This window comes from Nocardia transvalensis, assembly GCF_015477765.1.
GTDB lineage: Bacteria > Actinomycetota > Actinomycetes > Mycobacteriales > Mycobacteriaceae > Nocardia > Nocardia transvalensis_A.
In genome coordinates, this window is sequence record NZ_JADLQQ010000010.1 from 47,947 (window position 1) to 70,600 (window position 22,654).

The window sequence follows — 22,654 nt, forward strand, 5'->3', positions numbered from 1 at the left end:
AGACCATCCTACCGCCCGGGGTAACGGTCGGTGTACGTAGCTTGCATGCCGGTCGGCGGATTGCTAGCTTACGTACACCGTTCTGTTTACATAGAACGATTCGTGCAGGCGAGAGCCTGCCGAATGACGTTCGCCGACAACGCGAAGTGCGTCGGCGGCAAGAACGCTGGAGCAGACCTGTCCTGCGTCACGGAATGCGAAATGAAGGAATGATCATGGGAAAGCTCGATGGCAAGGTCGCGGTAATCACGGGAGGATCCAGCGGCATGGCGCTCGCGAGCGCCAAACTGTTCGTCGAGGAGGGTGCCTACGTCTACATCACCGGCCGACGGAAAGAAGCTCTGGACGAGGCCGTCGAGCTGATCGGGCGCAATGTGACCGGCGTGCAGGGTGATGCTTCCGACCTGACCGACTTGGACCGCCTGTTCGAGACGGTCGAACGGGAGAAGGGCAGCATCGACGTGCTGTTCGCGAGTGCCGGGACCGCGGGGGCGGCCAAACTCGGCGAGATCACCGAAGCGCACTTCGACACCACATTCGGGCTGAACACCCGCGGCACGCTGTTCACGGTGCAGAAGGCGCTGCCGCTGTTCAACGACGGCGGCTCGATCTTCATGACCGGATCGATCGCCTCGGTCAAGGGCTGGCCCGACTACAGCGTCTACGCGGCGAGCAAGGCCGCGCTGCACGCACTCGCCCGAGTGTGGCTGTACGAGCTGAAGGACCGGCAGATCCGGGTCAACGTACTGAGCCCGGGCCAGATCGCCACGCCGATCCAGGAGCAGTTGTTCGACGCGGAGACCAAGGCACAGTTCGAAGCCTTGATCCCGCGGGGAAAGATGGGCCGACCCGAGGAGATCGCCTCGGTCGCGCTGTTCCTCGCCTCGGACGACTCATCCTATGTCAACGGCATGGAACTGGCCGTCGACGGCGGCACCTCGTCGATCTGAGCTCACCGGTCGCCTTCGCCAGCCCGGCCGCGGCGATCGGCCAATGGATCCCCTCGAGCTCTCGGGCAATCCGCAGCCGGGGCAGGTGCGTATCGGCACGCAGGGTGTCGGCCGGTGTGCTTGTGTCGCCGCGGTCGGGGTTTTTGTGCGCGAGAGTGGTTCGGGTGCGTCGCACTCGACGCGCTGCACTACCTTTCTTTGTTCCCGGCGATGAGCGAAGAACAGGCCGAGGCGATGCTGCGGATGTTCGATGACGTGGCCGTAAGTGCGAATCCTGATACCACTTATCGGTGAATTTCGACGTCACCCTGGTCGGTGTGTCCGGTCGCTGAGGGTGTCAGAAAGGCTCGGTGTGGAGGTCGTGGCCCGGGATCTCGAGGCCGCCCAGCAGGGTGGCGAACCGGTTCAGGTCGCCTCGTAGGTCGGTGAGTGCGTAGCCTTCCGCGCCGACGAAGGCATGGAAGGACTGCGCGACGGTCTGGTCGCTGCTGGTTAACCAATTGTCGATGAAAGTCAGCATCTCGACGAGTTCGATCGCGTCGTCGACGGTGAGACCGGAAAAGAGCGGGGCTGGCCTGGTCATGAGAGTCTGGTGTGGTCACGGGGTGTTGTGCCTTCGGGTGCTGGCCTGCGTTCGGGCGCCGGGTGGTGTCGCAATTCGCCGATAGAATGCTGGTCAGGGCACGACTTCCAGTGACTGCTGAGCATCGGTGAATACCGGTTGCGTCGGCGTCGGCGTCGGCGCCTGCGCAGTGGTGGTAGCGGTGTTGAGTGCGGCGGTGCGGGTGAGTCGGTAACTGTCGGTTCCGGTTTCGATGATCTTCCCACCGAAGGTGAGCCTGTCGACGATCGCGGCGCAGAGCCGCGGTTCGGGAAACGTGTTCGACCAGCCGGAGAACGCCTCGTTCGAGGCGATCGCGACAGAGTTCTTTTCCTCGCGCTCGGTCAATACCTGGAACAACAGCTCGGCGCCGCGCTTGTCGAGCTCCATATCCGAGTTCGTCAATACAAAGAAGATCGACTCGCCCGTAGCGGGCGATCGTCTTGGCCAGCACCTTCTCGTCGGCGGCTTCGACCAGCTCGTTCACCAGTTTCGTTGCCAGAGTGTATTTCACGCGGTAGCCGCGCATCGCGGCTTCGGTGCCCAACGCGATCAGCAGGTGGCTCTTGCCGGTCCCGGAGTCACCGATCAGGCAGAGCGGGTGCCCTTACACACCCAATCACAATTGGCGAGGGTGTTGACCACGGCGGGGTCGATGTTGGGGTTGGCGTCGAAGTCGAAGGCCCGCAACGATTTATCGCGCGGGAATCCGGCGGCGCGGATGCGGCGTTCGGAGCGGCGCCGCGCCCGGTCGTCGCATTCGACGAGCAGCAGCTCGGCCAGGAACGCTCGATAGCTCATCTGGTCGCGGGTCGCGGTTTCGACGATGTCGTTGAACTGGGTGCGGATACTGGGCAGCCGCAGCATCCGGCATGCCTGGTCGACAGCAGTGTCGGCGGCCTGGTCGGTCATGCCGTGGCGGCGCGGGGTAGGGCTGGTCATTTCTATGGATTCCCTTCTGCGGTTCTCGGTTTGGTGATGCGAAGCAACTGGTCATAGATCGCGACCGACGGCGGGGGCCGAGTGTCGGGCGGTAGGTGCGCCAGGCGCCGCGCGGTCAGCGACGCAACCGGATCAGGATCAGGGTCGGGTTCGTCGAGATCGACCACGTTGGCCAGCCGCGGTGTGGCTTCGGCGGCCTTGCGGGCCTCGAGCGCGACCGCGTCCGCGGTCAGCGCTCCCGCGCGCAGCGCGGCGGCCAGGCCCGCGACCTGGTCATGGGGCATACTGCGGTGCAGCAGAAGAACTTCGATGATCGCGCGAGTTCCGTCACGTTCGCCGTGGGCTTTGCGGACCGCGGCCCACCACGCGTCGTGGCTCTTGGTGAACTTCCCGCTCTGGCGGGCTTGTCCGCGCCGCGACCATCGAATACCGATCCACCCGCGTGGGCAGCCACGACCCGGTCTCGAATTCCTCGGCCGGCAGCCGTTTCAGCGTCGGCGCCTCCAGCGCGAAATGCTCGCCGATCGTGCGCGCTCGCGCCCCGATCCGCCGCGCCAGATCGCCTGTGTCCCACTGCTCGACGAGTGAGTTCAGTTCCTCGAGGGACTCGACTTTCGGGACGGGGACGAAGTGGTTGCGCCGGTAGTACCCGATCTGGCCTTCGACACCACCCTTCTCGTGTGCGCCCTCGATGCCCGGGAGGCAGTAGAACGGATCCTCTATGCCGTAATGGCTGCGGAACGCGGTCCAGCGCTCGGATTCGGTTCTGGCCCTGCTCAACCCGAGAACCTTCACCACCGCGGCCTTCAAATTGTCGTAGCGGATCTTCCCGTGCGGCACCCCGCCGAGCACGGTGAACGCGTGAACGTGGCCCTCCAGGAACGCTTCCTGCCCGCCCGAAGCCGACACTCGCTGAACAGAGCGGCCCGACAACGACATTCGCAGCGAGAACAGCCAGAGCACCATCCGCTCACCGGCTAGCTCGACGGTCACCTCACCGAAGTCGACTTCTGCTTCCTCGCCTGGCCGGTGGGTCTGCGGGATGAACACCTGCGGCGGTTCGCGGCCGGCCTCGACCCTGATCTGCGGCTTGCGTTTGTCGACGTAGTCGCGGACCCGCTGATAGGACACGTCTTGCATCTCGTGCTCGTCGATCAGCCGTTCGTAGATCCGTTTGATCGTGTGCCGCTGCTTGCGCGGCGCGTCCAGATCCGTGCGCAGCATCTCGTCGATGAACCCCTTGAACGGATCCAGCTTCGAGGCCCGCGCCGGATACTCCTTGCGCTTCTCAGGGAACGCTGAGGTCAGCGCGGCGTTGACCGTGCGGTAGCCGACGTTGTACTTGGCCCGTAGCTCCCGGCCCGACATGCCCGCTCGCGAGTCCCGGCGGATCGCCGCAAACAGCTGCGCCTTGGATTGGTTCGGCGGCACGGGTCCACTCCTACGGGCCGTTGCAGATTGATAGCACGATGATCTTGCCACCGGAACCCGTCAGGTGGTGTCAAAATTCGCGGATACCAACAACTTCCGGCGCAGGAGTGGTGTCGAGATTCACCGATGAACGGTGTCGTGATTCACGGACAAAACCAATGACGACTTCGCCGCAGCGGTACGGGGGTCTCGTCGAGGGTGGTTCGCCGGCCGGGACCGACCCGGTTCGCATGGATTCGTACTTCGAGAAGATGGTCGCAGTGCGCCAGCCCGCCGGTCGGCGCGCCATCGAGGGTTTGATCCGCTGGGACATGGACGCAGCGCTGCGCGAGACGAAGCAGCCGATCACCGTGTTCGCGATAGGTGATCTGGTGACACAAGAAACAATCGACCGCTACGGGGACCGCCTCGAGATCGTGCTCATCAATCTGGCCAGCCACCATTTCCAGGTCGAGGCTCCCGAGGGTACGGCGAAACTTCTGGCTGGCGAACCATGAATGTTAACCGGGCAAGATTCTGATGCGTTCGACTTGTGGACGATGGACTCGGGGACCTGCTGCATCGCGTGGTGTACCTGCTCGGAGAGGCCGCGCGGCGACGCGTGGACGACTCCGGTGCGCTGACCTACAGCCAGATACGCCTGCTGGGGACGTTGGAAGAAATCGAGCCGGTGACCCAGCATCAGCTGGCGCAGGCGCTGGCAGTGTCGGACCCGGCAGTCAGCCGGGCCTTACGCCCACTGGAAACAGCCGGATTCGTCGCGGTCGAGCCCGACCCCGAGCACGCACGGCGACGACTGGTCAGCACCACCGAAGCCGGCCGCAACGCCTTCCACGGCAGCGATAGGCCGCTGCAGAACGAGCTGCGCGATGCGCTGCTCGAAGCGGGCTTTCCGTACGAACGCTACCTGCACGACACTGCCACGCTGGCCAAGCTTCTCGAGCCACGTCGATAGCTCGATCCGGCACCTCGGATGTTTCTACCTCGACGAACAATAGTCTTGACTGGTTAATATTAACCATGCAACACTCGAGGTCGTGAACGAGATGTCCTACCTCGCCCAGTCAGCTTTCCCTCTGGTCTGGATACTGATCGCGGTTGTCGGCGCACTGATCCGGACACGGCACAGCGCCTCCCGTGCAGCCGCCCTGGAAACCTGGCAGCGGTGGTGGGCCATCGCCACGCTCGGCTGCGGCAGCCTGTGGATGACGATCGCCTTCCTGACCGTCCCGGACGTGATGGCTACCGCGATCGGCTTCGACCGGACCCCGTTTCAGTTCGAGATCGCCTTCGCCAACCTCGGGCTCGCTGTCATGGGATTCCGCGCCGCCTCGGCCACCGCCCGCGAGCGCATCACCATCGGCCTCGGCGCCGGCATGTTCCTGTGGGGTGCGGCGATCGGCCACGTCTACCAGTGGTCCGCCAATGGCGACCATGCTCCCGGCAATACCGGTGGAGTGCTGGTCTGCGACCTGCTCTTCCCCGCGGTCATGATCGTTCTCGCCCGCTACTCGCAACGACTGCCCGCTATCGAGCAGCCCGTGCCTGCGTCCCTGTTGCCTAGCGGCGCGGGTGTTTCCGCGCGCGAGACCGGGAGCAGATAGACATGAGCAGGGCAGTGGTGGTCGGTGGCGGAATCGGCGGGTTGAGCGCGGCGCTCGGCCTGGAGCGCGCCGGCTGGAAGGTGACGGTGCTGGAACGCGCGCAGGAGTTCCGGCCGGTCGGCGCGGGGCTGATGCTGGCACCCAACGCGGTGCGCGCGCTGAACTGGCTGGGACTTGCGGACCGGCTCCGGGAGTTGGATACCGCGCAGGGCGCCACGGGAGTTCGGACCGCATCCGGACGGTGGCTGTTGCGGGGGGACGTAACAGAGGTCCGGCGCCGGTTCGGTGTCTCCGGGTACATGCTGCACCGGGCCGACGCACACGCCATGCTTATCGGGGCGCTGGAGCACGCCCACCTGCAAACCGGCCACCGGGTGACCGGTGTCGATCCCGAAACGGGCACCGTGACGTTCCAGCGTCCATCCGGCGAGTCCGCAACTCTCAGAGCGGACCTCGTCGTCGCCGCGGACGGCCTCGACAGTCCGACAAGAGCGCAACTGTTCCCCGGGCACCCTGGGCCGGTCTACGCCGGGTACCTCACCTGGCGCGGCGTGGTACCAGCCGAGGCCGCCGCCGACATCGAGGTGGGCCGCTCGTTGATCGAAAGCTGGGGGCGGGGCAAGCGGTTCGGCATTATGCCGCTGACCGATGGGCGGGTGTACTGGTACGCGACGCTGTCGGCCCCGCCGAACTCCCACCCGCACGACAGCATCGAGGCGGTCGCGCGACGTTTCCGCGACTGGCACGACCCGATCCCGCGGCTGCTCGCCGCCACCCCGCCGAAATCACTACTACGCCACGACATCTATTCCCTGGAGACAGCGCTGCCCACCTATACCCGCGGCCGGGTGGTCCTGCTCGGTGACGCCGCGCACGCGAGCACACCCGATCTCGGGCAGGGAGCGGCACAGGCACTGGAGGACGCCGCGACATTCGGTGGGCTCGCCGCGAAAGCGTCGACCGCGGAATCCCTGGCAGCCGACTACGACCTGACGCGGCGTCCGCGGACCCAGGAACTGGCGCGGGTCGCGGCCTCGTCAGGACGGGTTGCGCAGTGGCGCAATCCGCTGAAGGTCGCGTTCCGCAACGGCCTCGTGTGGCTGACGCCGCGTTCGATGTACCTCAGCGCGATGGGCAACGCACTGTCCTGGACCCCCGAAATCGCCTTCGCGGCGAGGTGACAAACCAGGGCTTGAGTATGGCTGGTGCCTTGGGCGGTAAGGGATTTCGCACCGAAAAGCCGACGAACCGGCGCTCAAGCTATAGGATTTTGCACCTAGTGCTTTTGCACCTACATCAGGAAGGGCTCGATGAAGCTCGAATACCCTCTGCTTGGGTTGCTGGCGGCCCGGGCGATGAGCGGCTACGACATCAAGCGGTGGTGCTATGTCGAAGGCAAGTTCGTCGGCCTGGACCGCCATGCCAGCCAGATCTACCGCGAGCTGAACCGCATGCAGGTCGAGGGCTCCGTCGTGTGGCGGACCGATCCCCGCGACGGCGGGCCGGACGCGAAGATCTACTCCGTCACCGAGGCCGGGATGGCGCGGCTGCGGCGCTGGGTGCGCTCCTCGTACATGCCGCCGCGCCGTTTCCAGGATCCGGAGTTCGCGTTCCGGCTGCGCGTGAGCATGATGCTCGGCGAGCCAGGCACGCTCGATCTCGTGCGGGAAGAACTGGCGGCGCGGCGCGAGCAGGTGCGGCTCAACCGAAACCGCCCGTACGACACCGAGGCCGACGACGATCGGGCCGAAATCGATGCCGAGGCCCTGGATTTCATCGCACGACAGATCCGGCGCCAGGGCGAGCGGCAGATCGACGGCTGGATCGCGTGGCTCGAGGAGTTGCTGGAGAAATTGGAGGCCCGCGCGGCCACCGTCGAGGCCGGGCAGGCCGGGATTCGCAAGGCGGGCAACTGATGCGCGCGGTCCTGATGTTGTTCGACAGTCTCAACCGCCGGCTACTGCCGCCGTACGGCGCCGAGTGGGTGCACGCGCCGAACTTCATCCGGCTCGCCGCGCACACTGTGCGGTTCGACAATTGCTACGGCGGCTCGATGCCGTGCATGCCCGCCCGCCGCGAGATGCACACCGGCCGCCACAACTTTCTGCATCGTTCCTGGGGTCCCTTGGAACCCTTCGACGATTCCGTGCCGGAGATGCTGTCCGCGGCGGGGATATATCCGCATCTGGTCACCGACCATCCACACTATTGGGAGGACGGCGGAGCGACGTACCACAGTCGATTCCGTACCTTCGAGTTCTTCCGTGGCCAGGAGGGCGACGCGTGGAAGGGGCAGGTCGCCGATCCACCGCAACCGCAGAGCGTGCGCCGGGTTCGCCACCACCTGTGGCGGCAGGACCTGGTCAACCGGAAGTATCTGACCGAACCGGCCGATCACCCGCAGGTCCGAACGGTGAACGCCGGTCTCGAGTTCATCAGGACCAATCACGCCGAGGACGCGTGGTTCGTGCAAATCGAGTGCTTCGACCCACACGAACCGTACTTCTCCCACCGCGACCACCAACGCCACTATCCCGCGCTGGAGGCGGCGAGCGAGTCCACGGCGTGGCCCGATTACAAACGGGTGGAGGAAGATTCGGAAACCGTGCACCGTACGCGGGCCGAGTACGCCGCGCTGCTGACGATGTGCGACGCGTCGCTCGGTCGCGTCCTGGATGTCTTCGACGAGCTGGGACTGTGGGACGACACGTTGCTGATCGTGTGCACCGACCACGGGTTCCTGCTGGGTGAGCACGGTTGGTGGGGAAAGAACGTGCAGCCGTGGTACGACGAGAACATTCACACGCCGCTGTTCCTTTGGGATCCGGTTGCCAGGACGAAAGCGGGCACCTGCCGGGAACTGGTGCAGACCATCGACTTCGGCCCCACCCTGCTGGATTTCTTCGGCCTTCAGCCCACCGCGGACATGCAGGGACGGTCCCTGCTGCCGTTGTTGCGGCATCCAGCCCCGGACCGGCACCGGGTTGGCGCGCTGTTCGGAGTCTTCGGCGGGCACGTCAACGTCACCGACGGGCGGTACGTGTATCTGCGGGCTCCCGCCGCGCCAGGCAATGCGCCGTTGTTCGAGCACACCCTGATGCCAACGCACATGGTCACCCGGTTCACCCCGGGTGAACTGGAGAACGCGCAGTTGGTCGGCCCGCTGTCGTTCACCAAGAACGTTCCGGTGCTGCGGGTACCCGGGTTCGCCGTCGGCGACCCGTTCGCCTTCGGCACGGTTCTGTTCGACCTGGACAGCGACCCCGACCAGGAGAACCCGATCGTCGACGATGACCTCGAATTGCGGATGATCGACCTGCTGCTCGACCTCATGCGTGCCAATGACGCGCCGGACTCCCAGTTCCTCCGCCTCGGCCTGCCGCTGGAAGGAAAGGCAGATTACCGGCACCTGCTGGCCAGGGCCCAACTGCCGATCTATCAGGAAGCTGTCGAGCCGCTCCCGGTGCCGGAAGATTTCCCGACTGGGCGGCCCGGGGTGAACACGCCGATCACCGATCTGCTCGCCACGGCCGATACCCGCACGGTCGTCGAGGCGACGCTCGGGCCCGCGATCGCCCGCATAGCCGAGCAGACCGCCTCGGCCACCCTCCTCGAATTGGCCCCCTTCAGCCCGGTTCTGACCAGGCGAACCCTGCACCGCCTCGATCGGGCACTGGCCGAGAGCCGACCGATCTCCCGCCACCCTCAGTGAGACATCCCTTGACAGACAAAGTCGTGCCGGCGTCCCCGGCACTCACCGATGCCGCGCCGGTGATCGTCCCCGGCCGCTGGCGCAAACTCGCCCTCGTCGTCGCTCCGCTGTGGGCCGACAACAACGAATCCAGCGTGCTCAGCACGCTCGCCCCGGTCATCGTCCAAGCGGTCGCGGCGCCCGCGGCCGCGGTCGGTTACCTGACCTCCCTCGCGAAGTTCATCAGCATCGTCTTCGGGCCACTATGGGCGTGGGTGGCGCACCGGACGAACCGCAAGATCACCTTCGCTGTTGCCACCGGCTGCACCGGAATCGCCACCGCCGCAACCGGACTCGCACAGAACTACGTTCAGCTCATCATCCTCTACGGACTATCGGCCGTGTTCATCGCCTCGGCACTGCCGATCGCCAGCGAAATCACCGCCGATCTGTTCGACGACACAGCCCGTGGACGCGCCAACGGCTACACCTGGGGCGCGATCTCGCTGCTCGGCTCGGTACTCGGACCGCTGATCGGGCAGTTGTCCCGCGTGCCAGACGGCTGGCGGTACGGATTCTTCGCCTGGGGCGCCCTCACCGTTCTCACCGCCGTGCTGCTGGCCGTGTTCTTCACCGATCCTGGCGTCGGCGCCAGCGAAACCGCCCGGCCGCAGCATGCCGAGAACGACCGGATCACTTGGGCCGCAGTGCAACAGATGCTCCGGATTCCCACATTCGTCCTCATGCTGATCCAGCGGCTCATCTCCGGCCACCTGCTGATCATGAGCTTCGGCATCATCTTCCTCGTCCACACCTACGGCTTCACCACCGCCGTCGCCTCGATCGTCACCCTGCCCTTCGGCATCGGTTACCTGCTCGGCACCGTCGGCGGCAGTCTGGCCACCGACTTCCTGCAGACCAGGCTCCCCAAGACCGGACGCATCATCATCCTGCAGTTCGCCCAACTCGGTTTCGGCGTCGTCGCCATCCTGGGCACCCAGCACGACTGGGGCGGCATCGAGATCTTCGCCGGTTTCTGGGCGGTCCTGGGCTTCATGCAAGGCCTCAACCCCGGGGTGAACCGGCCCATCGTCGCCGCCGTCGTTCCGCCCGAAATGCGCGGCGCGGCCTTCGCGCTCCTGCTGTCGGTGTTCGAAGCCCTCGCCTACGCGCTGTTCAACCTCGCCGCCGGACTGCTCACCGACGTGATCGGCCTACGCGGCGTCATGCTCTGGATCCCCGGCATACTCATGCTCGCCAACGCCGCCTTCTGCACCATTCTTTACCGCACCTATCCCCGCGACGTCGAACGGCAACGCACCCGCCTAGCCGAGCGAATTCGATGAGCTCCGACCGCCACCGGATCGAACAGGCACGCCTGCCCGGCGGGGCGTTCGCGATGGGCGATCCGCACCGCGACGGATTTCACGCCGACGGGCAGACGCCCGTGCACACCGTGGAACTGTCGCCGTTCACCATCGACACGACCACCGTCACCAATGCCGCCTTCGCGACCTTCGTGGCGCAGACCGGATACCGAACCGACGCGGAAAAGCTCGGATCTTCCGCCGTATTCCACCTCGTGCTGGCCGCCGACGAGCACGACCTCGTCGGACGCGCTCCACAGAGTCCCTGGTGGGTAGAGGTGGAGGGGGCCAGCTGGCGGCACCCCGAAGGACGGCATTCCAGCATCGACGACCGCGCCGACCACCCGGTCGTCCAGGTGTCCTGGCACGACGCCATCGCCTACTGCGACTGGGCAGGCCGACGGCTCCCGACCGAAGCGCAATGGGAATTCGCCGCGCGCGGTGGGCTGTCCGGAACCCGCTATCCCTGGGGTGACGATGCCCCAGATGCCGGCGGCCAGTGGCGGGCCAACATCTGGCAGGGCAGCTTCCCGAACGTCAACACCCAGGAGGACGGATTCCTGACCACCGCACCGGTGCGCTCCTACCGGCCCAACGGGTACGGACTCTGGCAGACAGCAGGCAACGTCTGGGAGTGGTGCTATGACCGATTCTCCCCGAACACCTACAGCCACGACGCTCGAGCAGGGCACGTGCGCGATCCACAAGGCGCCGTGGCTGGGGCGTCGCGGGTACTGCGCGGCGGCTCGTATCTGTGCCACGACAGCTACTGCTCCAGATACCGCACTGCCGCCCGATCCTCGAACACCCCCGATGCCACCATGGGCAACGCCGGCTTCCGCACCGTCTCAGCACTACCCGCCGATGGCTCGAAACACTCATTCACCCAACAGCTTTCGGCGACCACACCTACGGAACGGAGACGACACCGGACGGCACTGACCGACACAGATCAGCCCGGCCCTTCGTCGTCCCCGCCGGTCTGTTCGTGCTCGACGATCAGCACCGGTCCGCGCGGGTAATTGTCCCGCGGACCGGTGCGTGCCGAGGTCGCCTGCGCGCGGCGACACCGAACGTCGGACGGCGCGGTGTGGTCAGCGAGGGCGTTTGGTGATGACGACGGGCTTGATATCAGTGGGGATCTGGCCGAACGCGGTTTCGGGGATGCCGAAGCAGACGGCGAGGACGTCGCGCGGGATGAAGTTGAGAGTGCCGACGATGCCGATATCGTCGTCGGGCTCTGGGCACTCGCCCCGATGCGGCCGCCGCGACGGTCGAGGCGCTGCTGCAGGGCTCAACACTGGGGCAAGCCATTGGACCGCCCATCCTTGCGACACTAGCCACCACGTTCGGCTGGCAGTGGAGCCCGATCTTGCTCGGGTTCGTCGGCTTCGCCACCGCCGGGCTGGGTATCGCCCTGCGCCGCAGCATGCAGTCCGCGCCCAGGGCGTCGGCCGCTGTCTTCATGCTCAGGCTTTGGAGCTGACGACGAAAACTCTTGGCAGGGGTGCGTTCTCGGAGCGCACCCCGCCACTCGATTGAATCACGAGGTTACCCGATGAACAACGACACCACACTCCCCAAGCCCTACCTGACCGGCCACTACCAGCCCGTGCCGGACGAGGTGACCGCGCACAGTCTGCCCGTGCGCGGGACCATCCCCGCCGAACTGAACGGCCGCTACTTCCGCAACGGCCACAACCCGAAACCCGGTGATACACCGACACATTGGTTCAAAGGCGCAGGCATGCTCCACGGCCTGCGGCTGCATGACGGTCAGGCCGAGTGGTATCGAAACCGGTGGGTGAAGACGCCCGCCCTCGACGGCGCACCCTATATCCGCGAGGACGGCAGCATCGATCTGACCGCGAGCGTGGCGGGCACCCACATCATCGAGCACGCAGGCCGCATCCTTGCACTACAGGAGGCGAACCTGCCGTTCGAGGTGACTCCCGAGCTGGATACGGTCGGCGCCTACGACTTCGGCGGCAAGCTGAAAACCGCGATGACCGCGCACCCGAAGGCGGACCCGGTCACCGGCGAACTGCATTTCTTCGCCTACTCCCCGGTCGCGCCGCACCTGATCTACTACATCGCCTCCGCCGACGGCGACCTGCGCCACCAGCAGGTCGTCGAGGGGGCCGGCTCGTCGCTGATGCACGACTTCGCGATCACCGAGCACTACGCCGTATGGCTGGACCTGTCGGTGACCTTCAACCCCGCCGAAACCTCCGGCATCCCCTACCGGTGGGACGACGCCTACCAGGCGCGCATGGGCATCCTGCCCCGCACCGGCCCCGGTCCGGTGCGCTGGTTCGATGTGGAACCCGGTGCGATGCTGCATGTTTCGAATGCCTACGAGGACGCGGCCGGACGGGTCGTCGTGGAAGGCCCGCGGCTGGGCCGGTCGAGCTGGGAGACGTCGTGGAAGTGGTGGATCGGCGCACCCGGATACCCGACCGACCCGGTCGCCGGTGCCTTGCAGTACCGCTGGGTCCTCGAACCCGGGCAGACCACGGCACGCGAGGAAATGATGGACTCGCTGGTCACCGAATTCCCGACCATCAACGACGACTACCTCGGGCGCCGCAACCGCTACAGCTACGCGGTCGCCTACCCCGGCTCCGGATCCGACGGCGTCGGAATCGTCAAGTACGACAACGACACCGGCGCTCGCCTGCTGGCTCCGACCGGGGCGGGTCGTATCCCCGGTGAAGCTGTTTTCGTCCCCGCCGCCGACGCCACGGGCGAAGACGACGGCTACCTGCTCACCCTCGTCGGCGACCGCGCCGGGAAGACGTCGGAGCTGCTCGTCCTCGACGCCCACGACTTCACCGCGCCACCGGTCGCGGCCGTCGAACTGCCGCGGCACGTGCCCGGCGGTATCCACGGATCCTGGATCGCGGACTGATCGGCGTCAGGACAACCGCATGTGGCCGTCCGATGGCCACCGAGCCGTCGGAACGGCCACATGGGCATGGAGACAGATCATGAACCCTCTACTACAGCCCGTCCCCGTAACCCGGACCCCCACCCCGCCGACCCGGGCATGGATCGGGCTCATCGTCCTGGCCACCGCACAGTTCCTGGTCGTGCTGACGACCTCGATCGTCAATGTCGCGCTGCCCGACATCGGGCGCGGGCTCGAGCTGTCACCCGTCGGGCTGTCCTGGGTCGTCAACGGCTACGTACTCGCGTTCGGGGCCCTGCTGCTTCTGGGCGGTCGACTCGGCGACGTATTCGGACGGCGGCGGGTATTTCTCACCGGCACAGCGATTTTCACGGCGTGTTCGATCGCGGCAGGTCTCGCCCCCACCGCCGCGGTCCTCCTCGCGGCCCGAGTCGGACAGGGGGTGGGCGCGGCACTGCTCGCCCCGACCGCACTCGCACTGGTGCTGGCGTTGTTTCCCGCCGGGAAATCGTTCGGCGACCAGGACGTTCACACCGAATGTGGCGGGCATGCGCTGCGTACGCAGGATCTCGAGCAGTCGCCAGATCCCGGTCGTGGCACCGTACTCGGACCAGGAGACGCTGTGCAGATCGGGCACGCCGGGCAGGGGCGCGTTCACGCAGGGGCGAATCACGTTGCTGGACAACGAATCAGAGGCTCGAACTGAAACCATGGTGATGGTCGGGCAAGTCAGCCACCTTCCGCTTGGCCGTTACGGGGCATTTTGTGGCCGCCAGGCGCGCGCCCGCCAACTTAGAGTCTGGCTTACCGCAGTTCAGCGCCCGCGTTTGAAAGGTCGGACGTGAACGGTGGGCCGTCGCGCCGAGCCCACGCCGGTCCCGTGTGGCTGTGGCGGACGAAGCGCGGTGGCGCGCTTCTGAAAATTCACTCATGCCCCTGGGAAAGGAACATGTGATGCGCTTGATGACTCTCTCGACCGAATCGGGGCCGCGGGCCGCGGTTCAGTGCGGTAACGCCGCATTGCTCATCCCCGCGATCAACGGCGCCGCGCCGCCGGAGGATGTCGGTGCGCTGCTGCAGGCCGGCCCGGCCGGTCTGGACGCCGCACGGCTCGTACTGTGGGAGGGCGGCCAGGAATTGCCGTTGCGGGAAAACGATCTCCTGCGGCCGGTGCTGAATCCGGGCGCCACGGTCTGCGTCGGCCTCAACTACCGCACCCATATGGCGGAGATGGGCATCGATCTGCCCGCTCATCCGGCGCTGTTCGACAAGCTCGCGCGGTCACTGGCCGACTCGTATGCCGATATCGTCCTGCCGGCGACCTGCGGCAAGATCGACTACGAGGGCGAGCTCGGGGTAGTGGTCGGAACGGCCGGCGCCGACATCTCGGCCGAACGCGCCTGGGATCACGTGGCCGGACTCACGGTCATCAACGATGTTTCGGTTCGCGATTTCCAGAATCGGACCACACAGTGGTTCGCGGGCAAGAACTTCCAGGCCTCGACGCCGTTCGGGCCGACCCTTGTCACCGTCGACGAAATCGACGATGTGCCGGCGCTGGAACTTCGTGTCACGGTCAACGGCGAGGAGCGCCAGCGTGCCTTCCTCGCCGACCTCGTCTTCGACGTTCCGAGCCTGATCGCCGATCTGTCCCGGATAGTGGATCTCGTGCCCGGCGACGTCATCGCGACCGGGACCCCCGGGGGTGTCGGGGCCGCGACCGAGACATATCTCGAAGACGGGGACGTCGTCGAAGTGAGCATCGACGGTCTCGGATCGATTCGAAACACATTCCGGGTGGAGCCGGTCGGATGAGCAGCCCGGTGGTCGGCCGCGTCCTCGTGGTCGGCGGCGGTCTCGCCGGCCTGGCAACAGCGATCGCCCTGGGCCGCCAGGGTATAGAGGTCCGGATTGTCGAGCGAAACGAGGGATTCTCCTCCAACGGCAGCGGTATCACGCTGATGGGACCGGCGCTGCGCGTGCTCGGTGACCTCGGACTGGCCGAAGCATGCCTCGAGCGCGGCTACGGTGTCACCGAGCTCGTCACCGCCACAGCGGCGGGAGAACTGCTGGAGACCGTCGACCTGCCCCGCCTGCTCGGTCCGAAACTGCCGGCGATCGCGGGTATGTATCGTCCCGAACTGCTCGACGTATTACTCGCGGCCGCGCTCGCAACCAGGGCGAGCCTCAGCGTCGGCACGATCGTCACGGACTTCGAGCAGACCGGCACGGCGGTAGCGGTCACCTTCAGCGACGGCACGACGGACCGGTATGACCTTCTCGTCGGCGCGGACGGGTGGCTCTCGCAGATACGTGGCCGGCTGCTCGGTGCCGCGGCACCGGCCCCGACTTTCCTCGAGCAGGCGGTCTGGCGCGCCGTCGTCCAGCGGCCCAGCGATTTTACGACAAGCACTTTCCTGTACGGCGTCCGTCGCAAGGCGGGTTTCATGCCGATCGGCGCGGACCGCATGTATGCCTATGTCGTCGAGTCGGCAACCCAGCGATCGAGGCCCGCCGCGGACGCTGCCCCGGAAATGATGCGTGAAATGCTGGCGGATTTCAGCGCGTTACCAGCCGAAATCCGCGAGACAATCACCGATCCGGCACAGGTGGATATCCGTCCGTTGCACAAATTAATAGCGCCTTCGCCGTGGTTTCGCGGACGCGTCGTACTCATCGGTGACGCGGTTCACCTCCCCACACCGCAGCTCGGCATGGGAGGCGGCATGGCAATGGAGGACGGATACGTCTTGGCCGATGTTCTCACCAGCGAGAAAACCGTCGAGGCCGCGCTCTCGGCATTCACCCGGCGCCGCTTCGCGCGCTGTCGTGCCATCGTCGACAACTCCGTGCAGCTCTCGGAGTGGGAGAAGAACGCGGCCGAACACGGCTCGGAGGCGGCTCGTTTGATGAACGAAAGCCAGAAGCTGCTCGCCCAACCCATCTGATCGATCGTCGCCGCAAATACTGCTCGCGACCGATCCCCACAAAACCAGCACTCCTCGGAAAGGTGGAAAATCCATGTCGATGCGAATACTTTCGCAACTAGCACACGTTGAATTGCTGACTCCTACACTCGAGCAATCCACGACTTTCTTCACCGACGTCCTCGGACTCGAGGAGTCCGGGCGAACCGATGAGTCGGTCTATCTTCGCTGCTGGGGCGAACGTTTCCACCACAGCGTCAAGCTCACACAAAGCCCCCGGACCGGCGTGGGTCATATCGGCTGGCGGTCGGACGGGCAGGACGGACTGGACGAAGCTGTCCGGCGGATCGAGGCTTCCGGCGTGACCGGAGAATGGCTCGACGACGAGACCGGCCACGGTCCGGCATACCGGTTCCGTGCCCCGAGTGGGCAACTGCACGAGGTCTTCTGGGAAGTCGACCGCTGGGAGGCCCCCGCCGAACTCGCCTCGACATTTCCGTCGAGGCCACAGAAACTCGGCATCCGCGGCTGCGCGCTCCGCCAGATCGACCATATCTCGGTTCCATCCGTCGCCGACCTGATGCCAACCACGGAGTGGTTCCGCGACACTCTCGGGTTCCGGTTCATGGAATACACCGTGCTCAACGACGAACCGTTCTTCACAATGCTCAGCACGAACGAGCGCGCCCACGATCTGGGACTGATTCGCGACTCGAGTGGTATCCCCGGACGGTTTCACCATGTGGCGTTCTGGGTGGACGAGCCGTCCGCCCTCTATCGGGGCTGCGATGCATTGCTGGAAGCGGGCGCCACCCTGGAGTACGGCCCCGGGCGCCACGGAATGGGCGAGGAATCGTACTTCTACACGCGCGATCCCAGCGGACTGCGTATCGAGGTCATGTCCGGCGGCCGTCGCAACTACGAACCGGACTGGGCACCGGTGAAGTGGACGCCGCCGGAGGGTTCGCTGGATTTCTATCGCAACAGCACGCCGCCGGATTCTATCCTGGAGGTCTTTCCGCCCGACCCAGCCGCGGCCGGATTCGCCACCAGCAACCCGTGGGAATAGGCGGGATCGCTGACGAACTGCTGAAGAACGCAACGGGCAAGATACTCGAACGCGAACTACGGGCGAGAGTGGAACTACCCGAGGTCGCTCGTCGTGCCCGAGCGGAGATAGGTCCCCGGCGTCTGGCCGGTCGACCGGCGGAATGCGGCGATGAAGGCGCTGGGCTTGCGGTAGCCGACGGTGCGCGCGGTGGCGCTGACGGATCGTCCTTCGGACAGCTGCTGGGCGGCGGCTCGCATGCGGACGTGCGTTCGCCACTGCGCAAACGTCAGGCCGGTTTCGCTGAGGAACACCCGAGACAGGGTGCGTACCCCGGCGTGGACCCGGTGTGCCCAGAAGGTCAGATCGTGGGAGTCGCTCGGGTCGGCGATGATCTGCTCGGCGATCGTCCGTATCCGTGGATCCGTGGGCATGGAAACATCAATTGTGTTGATGGGCAACGGCTTCAGGAGATCGAACACCAATGGCTCGGCGTGCGCGCGGCTGGGATCATCCGGTTCGGCCGCGTGCAGATGCACGATGAGCTCGCGCAGCAGGGGCGCTACCGAGAGACCCACGGGTTCGGTCCAGGAGATGGGGCAGAGTTCCGGTGCAAACAGGACGACACACAGTTCTCCCGGCTGCAGGGCCTTCTCGGTGTGCTCGATCCCGCGCGGAACCCAGAGGCCGTATCCGGGAGGCACGAGCCAATCGCGGACGGGGGTGCTCATGGTCACGGTCGCGGTGGCGGACCACAGCAGCATCGCTTCGTCATGTGCATGCCAGTCGATGGTCCGGCGAGCTGCCGCCCCGTTTCGATCAATGCTGAGTATCGGCGACCGAGGGTCTGCACTAAGCTCCATCGTGACCTCCCGGTCGCCTTCGGGGCCGTCGGCGCACCCGCGCGGCGCCGTCACCGAGGACGATCATCGGCGCGCGTCCGCCGCGGCCAGCCAGGCGTCGCCTGCCTCGAGGATGGCAGCCTCCTGATCGCCGAAGCGAGTCGGGTAGGTGCCGGTTACCGGGTGTCCCGCGGTTTCGAGGAGGTAGGCCAGCGCCGCGTACTCCCGGGGGTGACGAGCCGAAAGCGCCTCCGCGTCGATGTCCGGTGCACCTCCGACGCCGAAGGGGTAGGTGAATCCGCCCATGTCGTAGACGGAGTCGCGATGCTCGATCCGCCACGCACCATCGCGGCGGCTCACGCGATCGAGGAACCGATTGTGAATGGTCGCACCGATTCCCGCGCCGGTGAGCTCCGCGAGCAGGATCGCGTTGGTCTCCACGAACGCGCGATCACCGGTGAAGCGAACGGTGGGGGCGCCGATGAAATGCTTACTCCGCAGCGGCCCGTGCCCCATGCGGCGGGAGCCGTCGATGAAGTCGTGAGCAGGGCCGGAGAACCACAGGATCCGCAGCGTGGCGTCCGCGTGGAACAGGGCGGCCAGCTCTGCCCAGTGCTCCTTGTCCCGGTGGATCCAGCCGGTCATCAATTCGCCTATCGCCTGGCGGTCTTCGATTCGGGTCTCGCTCATCGCCTGGTCCTCCTGGTGCTGTGTGCTCGTAATTCCACTGTTGCTCATCACCGCGGGTGACAACCACCGGTAAACTGACTTTCTATGCCAGAAAGCCGCCAGTTCGTGCCTGCGCCGGAGTCCGCCCGGCTCTGGCCGCATGGCGAGCGCATGGCCATGCACCGACACCCGCGGGGGCAGCTGATCTACCCGTCTAGCGGGATCCTCTCGATCGCGACGGAGGGCGGTATCTGGCTCACCCCGGCTACCCGGATCAGTTGGACCCCAGCCGGTTTCGATCACGAGCACAGCGCGTACGGCAACACCGACGTCCGGACACTGCTGCTGCCCCGGAACCTGTCGAGACTGCTGCCGGACAGGCCGACCGTGTTCGGCGCCTCCGCACTGCTGCGCGCCGCGGTGCTGCGGCTGACCGATACCCCGGCGCCGGCGCGGGATGCCGCGCTGCGACTGCGCCACGTCATCGTCGACGCGCTGCTCGAGGCGCCCGAGCAACCGCTGCACCTGCCGAAACCGCGCGACGACCGGCTCCGCGCCGTCACCGATCTGCTGTACGCCGACCCCGCCGACGGGTCGACACTGCTCGAGCTGGGCCGGGCGGTCGGCGCCGGCGAACGGACCCTGAGCCGGCTGTTCCATGCCGAACTCGGCATGAGCTTCCACCAGTGGCGCGCCCAGCTGCGCGTCCAGCACGCGCTCGTACACCTGATGGACGGGCATTCCGTCACCCACACGGCCACCTTGTGCGGATGGGCCAACACCACGAGTTTCATCGACGCGTTCACGGCGATCCTCGGCCAGACCCCCGGCCGCTACCAGGCGAGCCTCCAACAGCGAACACCGGTGTGAATCTTGCCGAACGGTCATCCGGCCGCCGTGCGCATCGAGGAAGTCGACAGACTCTGACCACCCGGTCGAAGACGGTGCTTTCGGTATACCCCGAGCCATCCTCGCCTTCGCCCGAATCCACGAACCACTCAACGTCCGGGCCGACGTCGACCTGGACGCACACGGACAGTTCTGTGGCGAACCTGCCGGGGCACCAATCTGCGACGTCGTTTCCGCAGGTCATTCCTGAAGGAGCGGGGTCGGGCAAGGGGCTCGGGATGTTGTCCGGCCGTGGTGGCCGGCGTGGTCTTCGGCGCGACGCTTGCCCGATGCGCGATCGGGGGTTTGGTTGGAAGGTTGTTGTGACGGTTGTCCTTCTGACTGTCGGTAGGGTGTGGGTATCGGTTTCCTCAGCGCCGGGTGCCCCGGCTCGGGCAGGCTCCCCACGGGCTGCCGGTCATTCCTTCGCCCGGCACGTGTGCGGGCATGAGGTTGTTCGACAGGTGGGCGGCCGGTCGGGATCAATCAGAGGGGACGGCTTCGCCGCCGAGCGGGAGTCATGACCTGCACGATCCGCGCCGACCGCAGATCCGGGATGCTCATGCCGCCGGCTGCACGGCCCGCACCGTGTGGTCGCGGAGCCCGTAGTAGACCAGGATGAGCTGTTTGCGGGCGGCAGCGACCACACCGATGTTGCGGTTGCCGCGGCGGGTGCCGATCCGGTCGCGGTAGGCGCCGATCGGGTTGGTCTTCGACAGCCGCTGCACCGATTCGATCACCGCCCAGCGCACCAGCCGTGAGCCCTGCTTGGTGACACGTCCCGGCGCACGGTGGTGTCGGGCTCGTAGTGCCGTGGCGGATCACGAGAAGCGGAGGCCCGCTCCTTCATGCCATCAGAGAACTACCAGGCCAGGGCGGGCGGAATATCGACGCAGGCAGGCCCGAGACGATCACTAGAACAACGACCGCAAGCCATCCACCAGGTTCTCCTGACGGCGCGATTCTCCATCCGATCGAGCGGGGAAGATCGCGAAGAGGCAACTACGGCCGAGGGAGGTGTAGGCCGTTGCGCGGCAGCGCGGCTGGATCCTCGGCGTTACTCGAACGGGCGCTACCCCCCGACATCAGGAACCTGTCGCATCCCAACTCTGATCAGGCGAACTGTGCGACGACCTCCCTCAGCCTCCCACCAACAACTGAGCGACATCCTGGAATCAGCAGTAGCGGACGTCTCGAGATCGACTGCAGGGCCAACGACTACGACCCACGGAGCGCTCGGAACGCGGCATTACCGTGCGTTGCTGAGGTCGAGATGATCTATGCGCGTTGATCTTTCGGTGTGCCGGGTGCTTGTCCCTGGCACGTGCGCGATGCGGCATGTCAGTGCGTTGATGGGGATCGCTAGTAGGTGTGCGCCTGTGTTGATCAGCAGCAGATCCTGTTGCACCAGTCGCGCGCAGTGCAGCGCGGCGGGCGGCGAAAAAGCCGCTCACGGAATCGCCAAGACGACCAGGTCAGACGACTTTGCTCAAGCCCGCGTCGACGAGAACCGCTGAGCCCGTGATGCTTGCCGACCGTGGCGAGGACAGCAGGACGATGGCGTCGGCGACTTCCTGTGGGTCGATGAGTCGGCCGGTGGTCAATTGCATCATCTCGGCGGCCTTCTGGTTCAAGATCGTATCGCGGTCGGTGCCGGTGGCTGCAGCCAAGACGTCGGCTGCTCCGCCTTCATCGGTCCACCACGGTGTACGCACCGGCCCCGGAACGACCGTGTTGACCCGAACTCCCTGCGGGCCGAACTCTTCCGACAATGCTTGGGTCAGATTGCCGACCGCTGCTTTCGCCGCCCCGTAGTCGACGTTGACACCGCTGGGCACGAGGGCATGGGTCGAGGTGATGTTGACGACGGAGCCCCGGCCACGCGCGAGCAGCAACGGTATTGCCGCGCGAACCGCCCGAACCGCAGACATGAGGTTGAAATCCAGCATCGCGGCCCAGTCCGCGTCGGTGAGCGCGGTGAACGAGAAGCGCGGCAGGATCGCGCCGGGCGGCGGACCGCCTGCGTTGTTGACGAGGATGTCGAGCCCACCGAAGGCGTCCTCCGCCTTCGCGATCGCCTGAGCCGGGCCCTCTGGTGTTGCGAGATCAACGGCGGCATGGACCAATCGCTCGCCCGCCAGTGCGTCGAGTTCCCAACTGGAGCGTCGTGATGCGGCAACCACCAGCGCGCCTTCGGCATGTAGCGTCCGAGCGGTGGCGAGCCCGATGCCCTTCGACGCGCCCGTCACCACCGCGACCATATTGTGCAAACCAAGATCCATGCATCACAGCCTTCCTCCTGGGCAGCCCCGGCACTGGCGGATTTCAGGCGTCGCGTCGGTTGGATACACACTCGGCGTGAATGTGAATTCGCGCGACCCGAAAGAGGGCCCTATCGGAGGCCAGAATCTGCCGACGTCAACCTCCGCTCGTCGGCAGTTGCGGGACGTTCGCGAGATCGCCTGCCGACCAGTGGCTGTGACCCACCCGAACGACCGGAACCGGATCGACCAGGCGATCCGCCCAGACCGGGCCGGTGTCGATCCAACGATCATTTTCTGAACACCAACGGCTCGTGCGGAATCGTGACTCGAACCGCCCAAGACGGCAGCACGGTCACCAATCGCCTGCAACTGCCGGACCTCCGCCAGGTGATGCCGCACCTGGTTGAACATGATCAACGACCAGGCCGCCGGGCTTGCGGACAAGGTGGTGTCGGGCACCCCGCGTGACTCGCTGCGTGCGGTCGATCTGGTGCTGCGCCAGCAGGGCGGCGCCGTACC

The 22,654-nt window shown here is 66.1% G+C and carries 21 protein-coding genes and 2 pseudogenes; 15 read left to right on the forward strand and 8 right to left on the reverse strand.

The annotated features are described in order from the left end of the window. Nucleotides 1-215: 215 nt before the first annotated feature. A complete protein-coding gene (locus IU452_RS27470; RefSeq protein WP_195112088.1) occupies nucleotides 216-950 on the forward strand; it encodes an SDR family NAD(P)-dependent oxidoreductase in 735 nt (244 codons plus the stop codon). A 337-nt stretch (nucleotides 951-1,287) separates the two neighbouring features. Here IU452_RS27470 and IU452_RS27475 read toward each other — a convergent pair whose 3' ends face one another. From IU452_RS27475 to istA, 3 genes and pseudogenes are all read right to left on the reverse strand, one after another. Next, complete coding sequence (locus IU452_RS27475; protein WP_195112089.1) at nucleotides 1,288-1,533, reverse strand: hypothetical protein; 246 nt, start codon at nucleotides 1,531-1,533, stop codon at nucleotides 1,288-1,290. 93 nt (nucleotides 1,534-1,626) lie between these two features. After that, nucleotides 1,627-2,493 (reverse strand): annotated as a pseudogene (istB, locus tag IU452_RS27480) (IS21-like element helper ATPase IstB). 2 nt (nucleotides 2,494-2,495) lie between these two features. Next, nucleotides 2,496-3,861: pseudogene (istA, locus tag IU452_RS27485) on the reverse strand (IS21 family transposase). A 221-nt stretch (nucleotides 3,862-4,082) separates the two neighbouring features. Between istA and IU452_RS27490 the strand changes: the two are divergent. The 8 genes from IU452_RS27490 to IU452_RS27525 all read left to right on the forward strand — a co-directional run bounded on the left by IU452_RS27490 (nucleotide 4,083) and on the right by IU452_RS27525 (nucleotide 11,608). After that, nucleotides 4,083-4,421: an alpha/beta fold hydrolase gene (locus tag IU452_RS27490; RefSeq protein WP_195112090.1), complete on the forward strand. Its 339-nt coding sequence runs from the start codon at nucleotides 4,083-4,085 to the stop codon at nucleotides 4,419-4,421. Nucleotides 4,422-4,456: 35 nt separating this feature from the next. Then, complete coding sequence (locus IU452_RS27495; RefSeq protein ID WP_195112091.1) at nucleotides 4,457-4,879, forward strand: MarR family winged helix-turn-helix transcriptional regulator; 423 nt, start codon at nucleotides 4,457-4,459, stop codon at nucleotides 4,877-4,879. Nucleotides 4,880-4,970: 91 nt separating this feature from the next. Then, a complete protein-coding gene (locus tag IU452_RS27500; protein WP_228818908.1) occupies nucleotides 4,971-5,528 on the forward strand; it encodes a DUF6790 family protein in 558 nt (185 codons plus the stop codon). Nucleotides 5,529-5,530: 2 nt separating this feature from the next. Continuing rightward, nucleotides 5,531-6,709 (forward strand): FAD-dependent oxidoreductase, encoded by a 1,179-nt coding sequence (locus IU452_RS27505; protein WP_228818878.1) that lies wholly within the window; start codon nucleotides 5,531-5,533, stop codon nucleotides 6,707-6,709. 129 nt (nucleotides 6,710-6,838) lie between these two features. Continuing rightward, nucleotides 6,839-7,444: a PadR family transcriptional regulator gene (locus tag IU452_RS27510; protein ID WP_195112093.1), complete on the forward strand. Its 606-nt coding sequence runs from the start codon at nucleotides 6,839-6,841 to the stop codon at nucleotides 7,442-7,444. Continuing rightward, nucleotides 7,444-9,240: a sulfatase gene (locus IU452_RS27515; protein WP_195112094.1), complete on the forward strand. Its 1,797-nt coding sequence runs from the start codon at nucleotides 7,444-7,446 to the stop codon at nucleotides 9,238-9,240. The genes IU452_RS27510 and IU452_RS27515 overlap by 1 nt, the downstream gene beginning before the upstream one ends. An 8-nt stretch (nucleotides 9,241-9,248) precedes the next feature. Next, on the forward strand, nucleotides 9,249-10,565 hold the full coding sequence (locus IU452_RS27520) for an MFS transporter (protein ID WP_195112095.1): 1,317 nt from the start codon (nucleotides 9,249-9,251) through the stop codon (nucleotides 10,563-10,565). Further along, a complete protein-coding gene (locus tag IU452_RS27525; protein ID WP_195112096.1) occupies nucleotides 10,562-11,608 on the forward strand; it encodes a formylglycine-generating enzyme family protein in 1,047 nt (348 codons plus the stop codon). Before IU452_RS27520 ends, IU452_RS27525 begins: the two co-directional genes overlap by 4 nt. A 72-nt stretch (nucleotides 11,609-11,680) precedes the next feature. Here the strand turns inward: IU452_RS27525 and IU452_RS27530 are convergent, their stop codons facing one another. After that, entirely contained in the window at nucleotides 11,681-11,884 is a 204-nt protein-coding gene (locus tag IU452_RS27530; RefSeq protein WP_228818879.1) for a hypothetical protein, read from the reverse strand. Nucleotides 11,885-12,144: 260 nt separating this feature from the next. On the opposite strand from IU452_RS27530, the gene IU452_RS27535 reads away from it, so the two are divergent. The 5 genes from IU452_RS27535 to IU452_RS27555 all read left to right on the forward strand — a co-directional run bounded on the left by IU452_RS27535 (nucleotide 12,145) and on the right by IU452_RS27555 (nucleotide 17,493). Next, entirely contained in the window at nucleotides 12,145-13,497 is a 1,353-nt protein-coding gene (locus IU452_RS27535) for a carotenoid oxygenase family protein (RefSeq protein ID WP_195112098.1), read from the forward strand. Nucleotides 13,498-13,576: 79 nt separating this feature from the next. Continuing rightward, nucleotides 13,577-14,203, forward strand: coding sequence for an MFS transporter (locus tag IU452_RS27540; protein WP_195112099.1), 627 nt, complete (start codon nucleotides 13,577-13,579; stop codon nucleotides 14,201-14,203). A 248-nt stretch (nucleotides 14,204-14,451) separates the two neighbouring features. Continuing rightward, nucleotides 14,452-15,312 (forward strand): fumarylacetoacetate hydrolase family protein, encoded by an 861-nt coding sequence (locus IU452_RS27545; RefSeq protein ID WP_195112100.1) that lies wholly within the window; start codon nucleotides 14,452-14,454, stop codon nucleotides 15,310-15,312. 8 nt (nucleotides 15,313-15,320) lie between these two features. Next, a complete protein-coding gene (locus tag IU452_RS27550) occupies nucleotides 15,321-16,445 on the forward strand; it encodes an FAD-dependent monooxygenase (RefSeq protein WP_324192852.1) in 1,125 nt (374 codons plus the stop codon). A 79-nt stretch (nucleotides 16,446-16,524) separates the two neighbouring features. After that, a complete protein-coding gene (locus IU452_RS27555; protein WP_228818909.1) occupies nucleotides 16,525-17,493 on the forward strand; it encodes a VOC family protein in 969 nt (322 codons plus the stop codon). Between the two features lie 74 nt (nucleotides 17,494-17,567). Here IU452_RS27555 and IU452_RS27560 read toward each other — a convergent pair whose 3' ends face one another. Beyond that, nucleotides 17,568-18,236: a helix-turn-helix transcriptional regulator gene (locus IU452_RS27560; RefSeq protein WP_228818881.1), complete on the reverse strand. Its 669-nt coding sequence runs from the start codon at nucleotides 18,234-18,236 to the stop codon at nucleotides 17,568-17,570. Nucleotides 18,237-18,398: 162 nt separating this feature from the next. After that, entirely contained in the window at nucleotides 18,399-19,004 is a 606-nt protein-coding gene (locus IU452_RS27565) for a nuclear transport factor 2 family protein (RefSeq protein ID WP_195112104.1), read from the reverse strand. Between the two features lie 84 nt (nucleotides 19,005-19,088). Here IU452_RS27565 and IU452_RS27570 point away from each other — a divergent pair, with 84 nt between their 5' ends. Then, on the forward strand, nucleotides 19,089-19,853 hold the full coding sequence (locus tag IU452_RS27570; RefSeq protein ID WP_195112105.1) for an AraC family transcriptional regulator: 765 nt from the start codon (nucleotides 19,089-19,091) through the stop codon (nucleotides 19,851-19,853). Between the two features lie 578 nt (nucleotides 19,854-20,431). Here IU452_RS27570 and IU452_RS27575 read toward each other — a convergent pair. Further along, a complete protein-coding gene (locus IU452_RS27575; protein WP_228818882.1) occupies nucleotides 20,432-20,623 on the reverse strand; it encodes a hypothetical protein in 192 nt (63 codons plus the stop codon). A 723-nt stretch (nucleotides 20,624-21,346) separates the two neighbouring features. After that, nucleotides 21,347-22,132, reverse strand: coding sequence for an SDR family NAD(P)-dependent oxidoreductase (locus IU452_RS27580; RefSeq protein WP_228818883.1), 786 nt, complete (start codon nucleotides 22,130-22,132; stop codon nucleotides 21,347-21,349). Nucleotides 22,133-22,654: the final 522 nt, after the last annotated feature.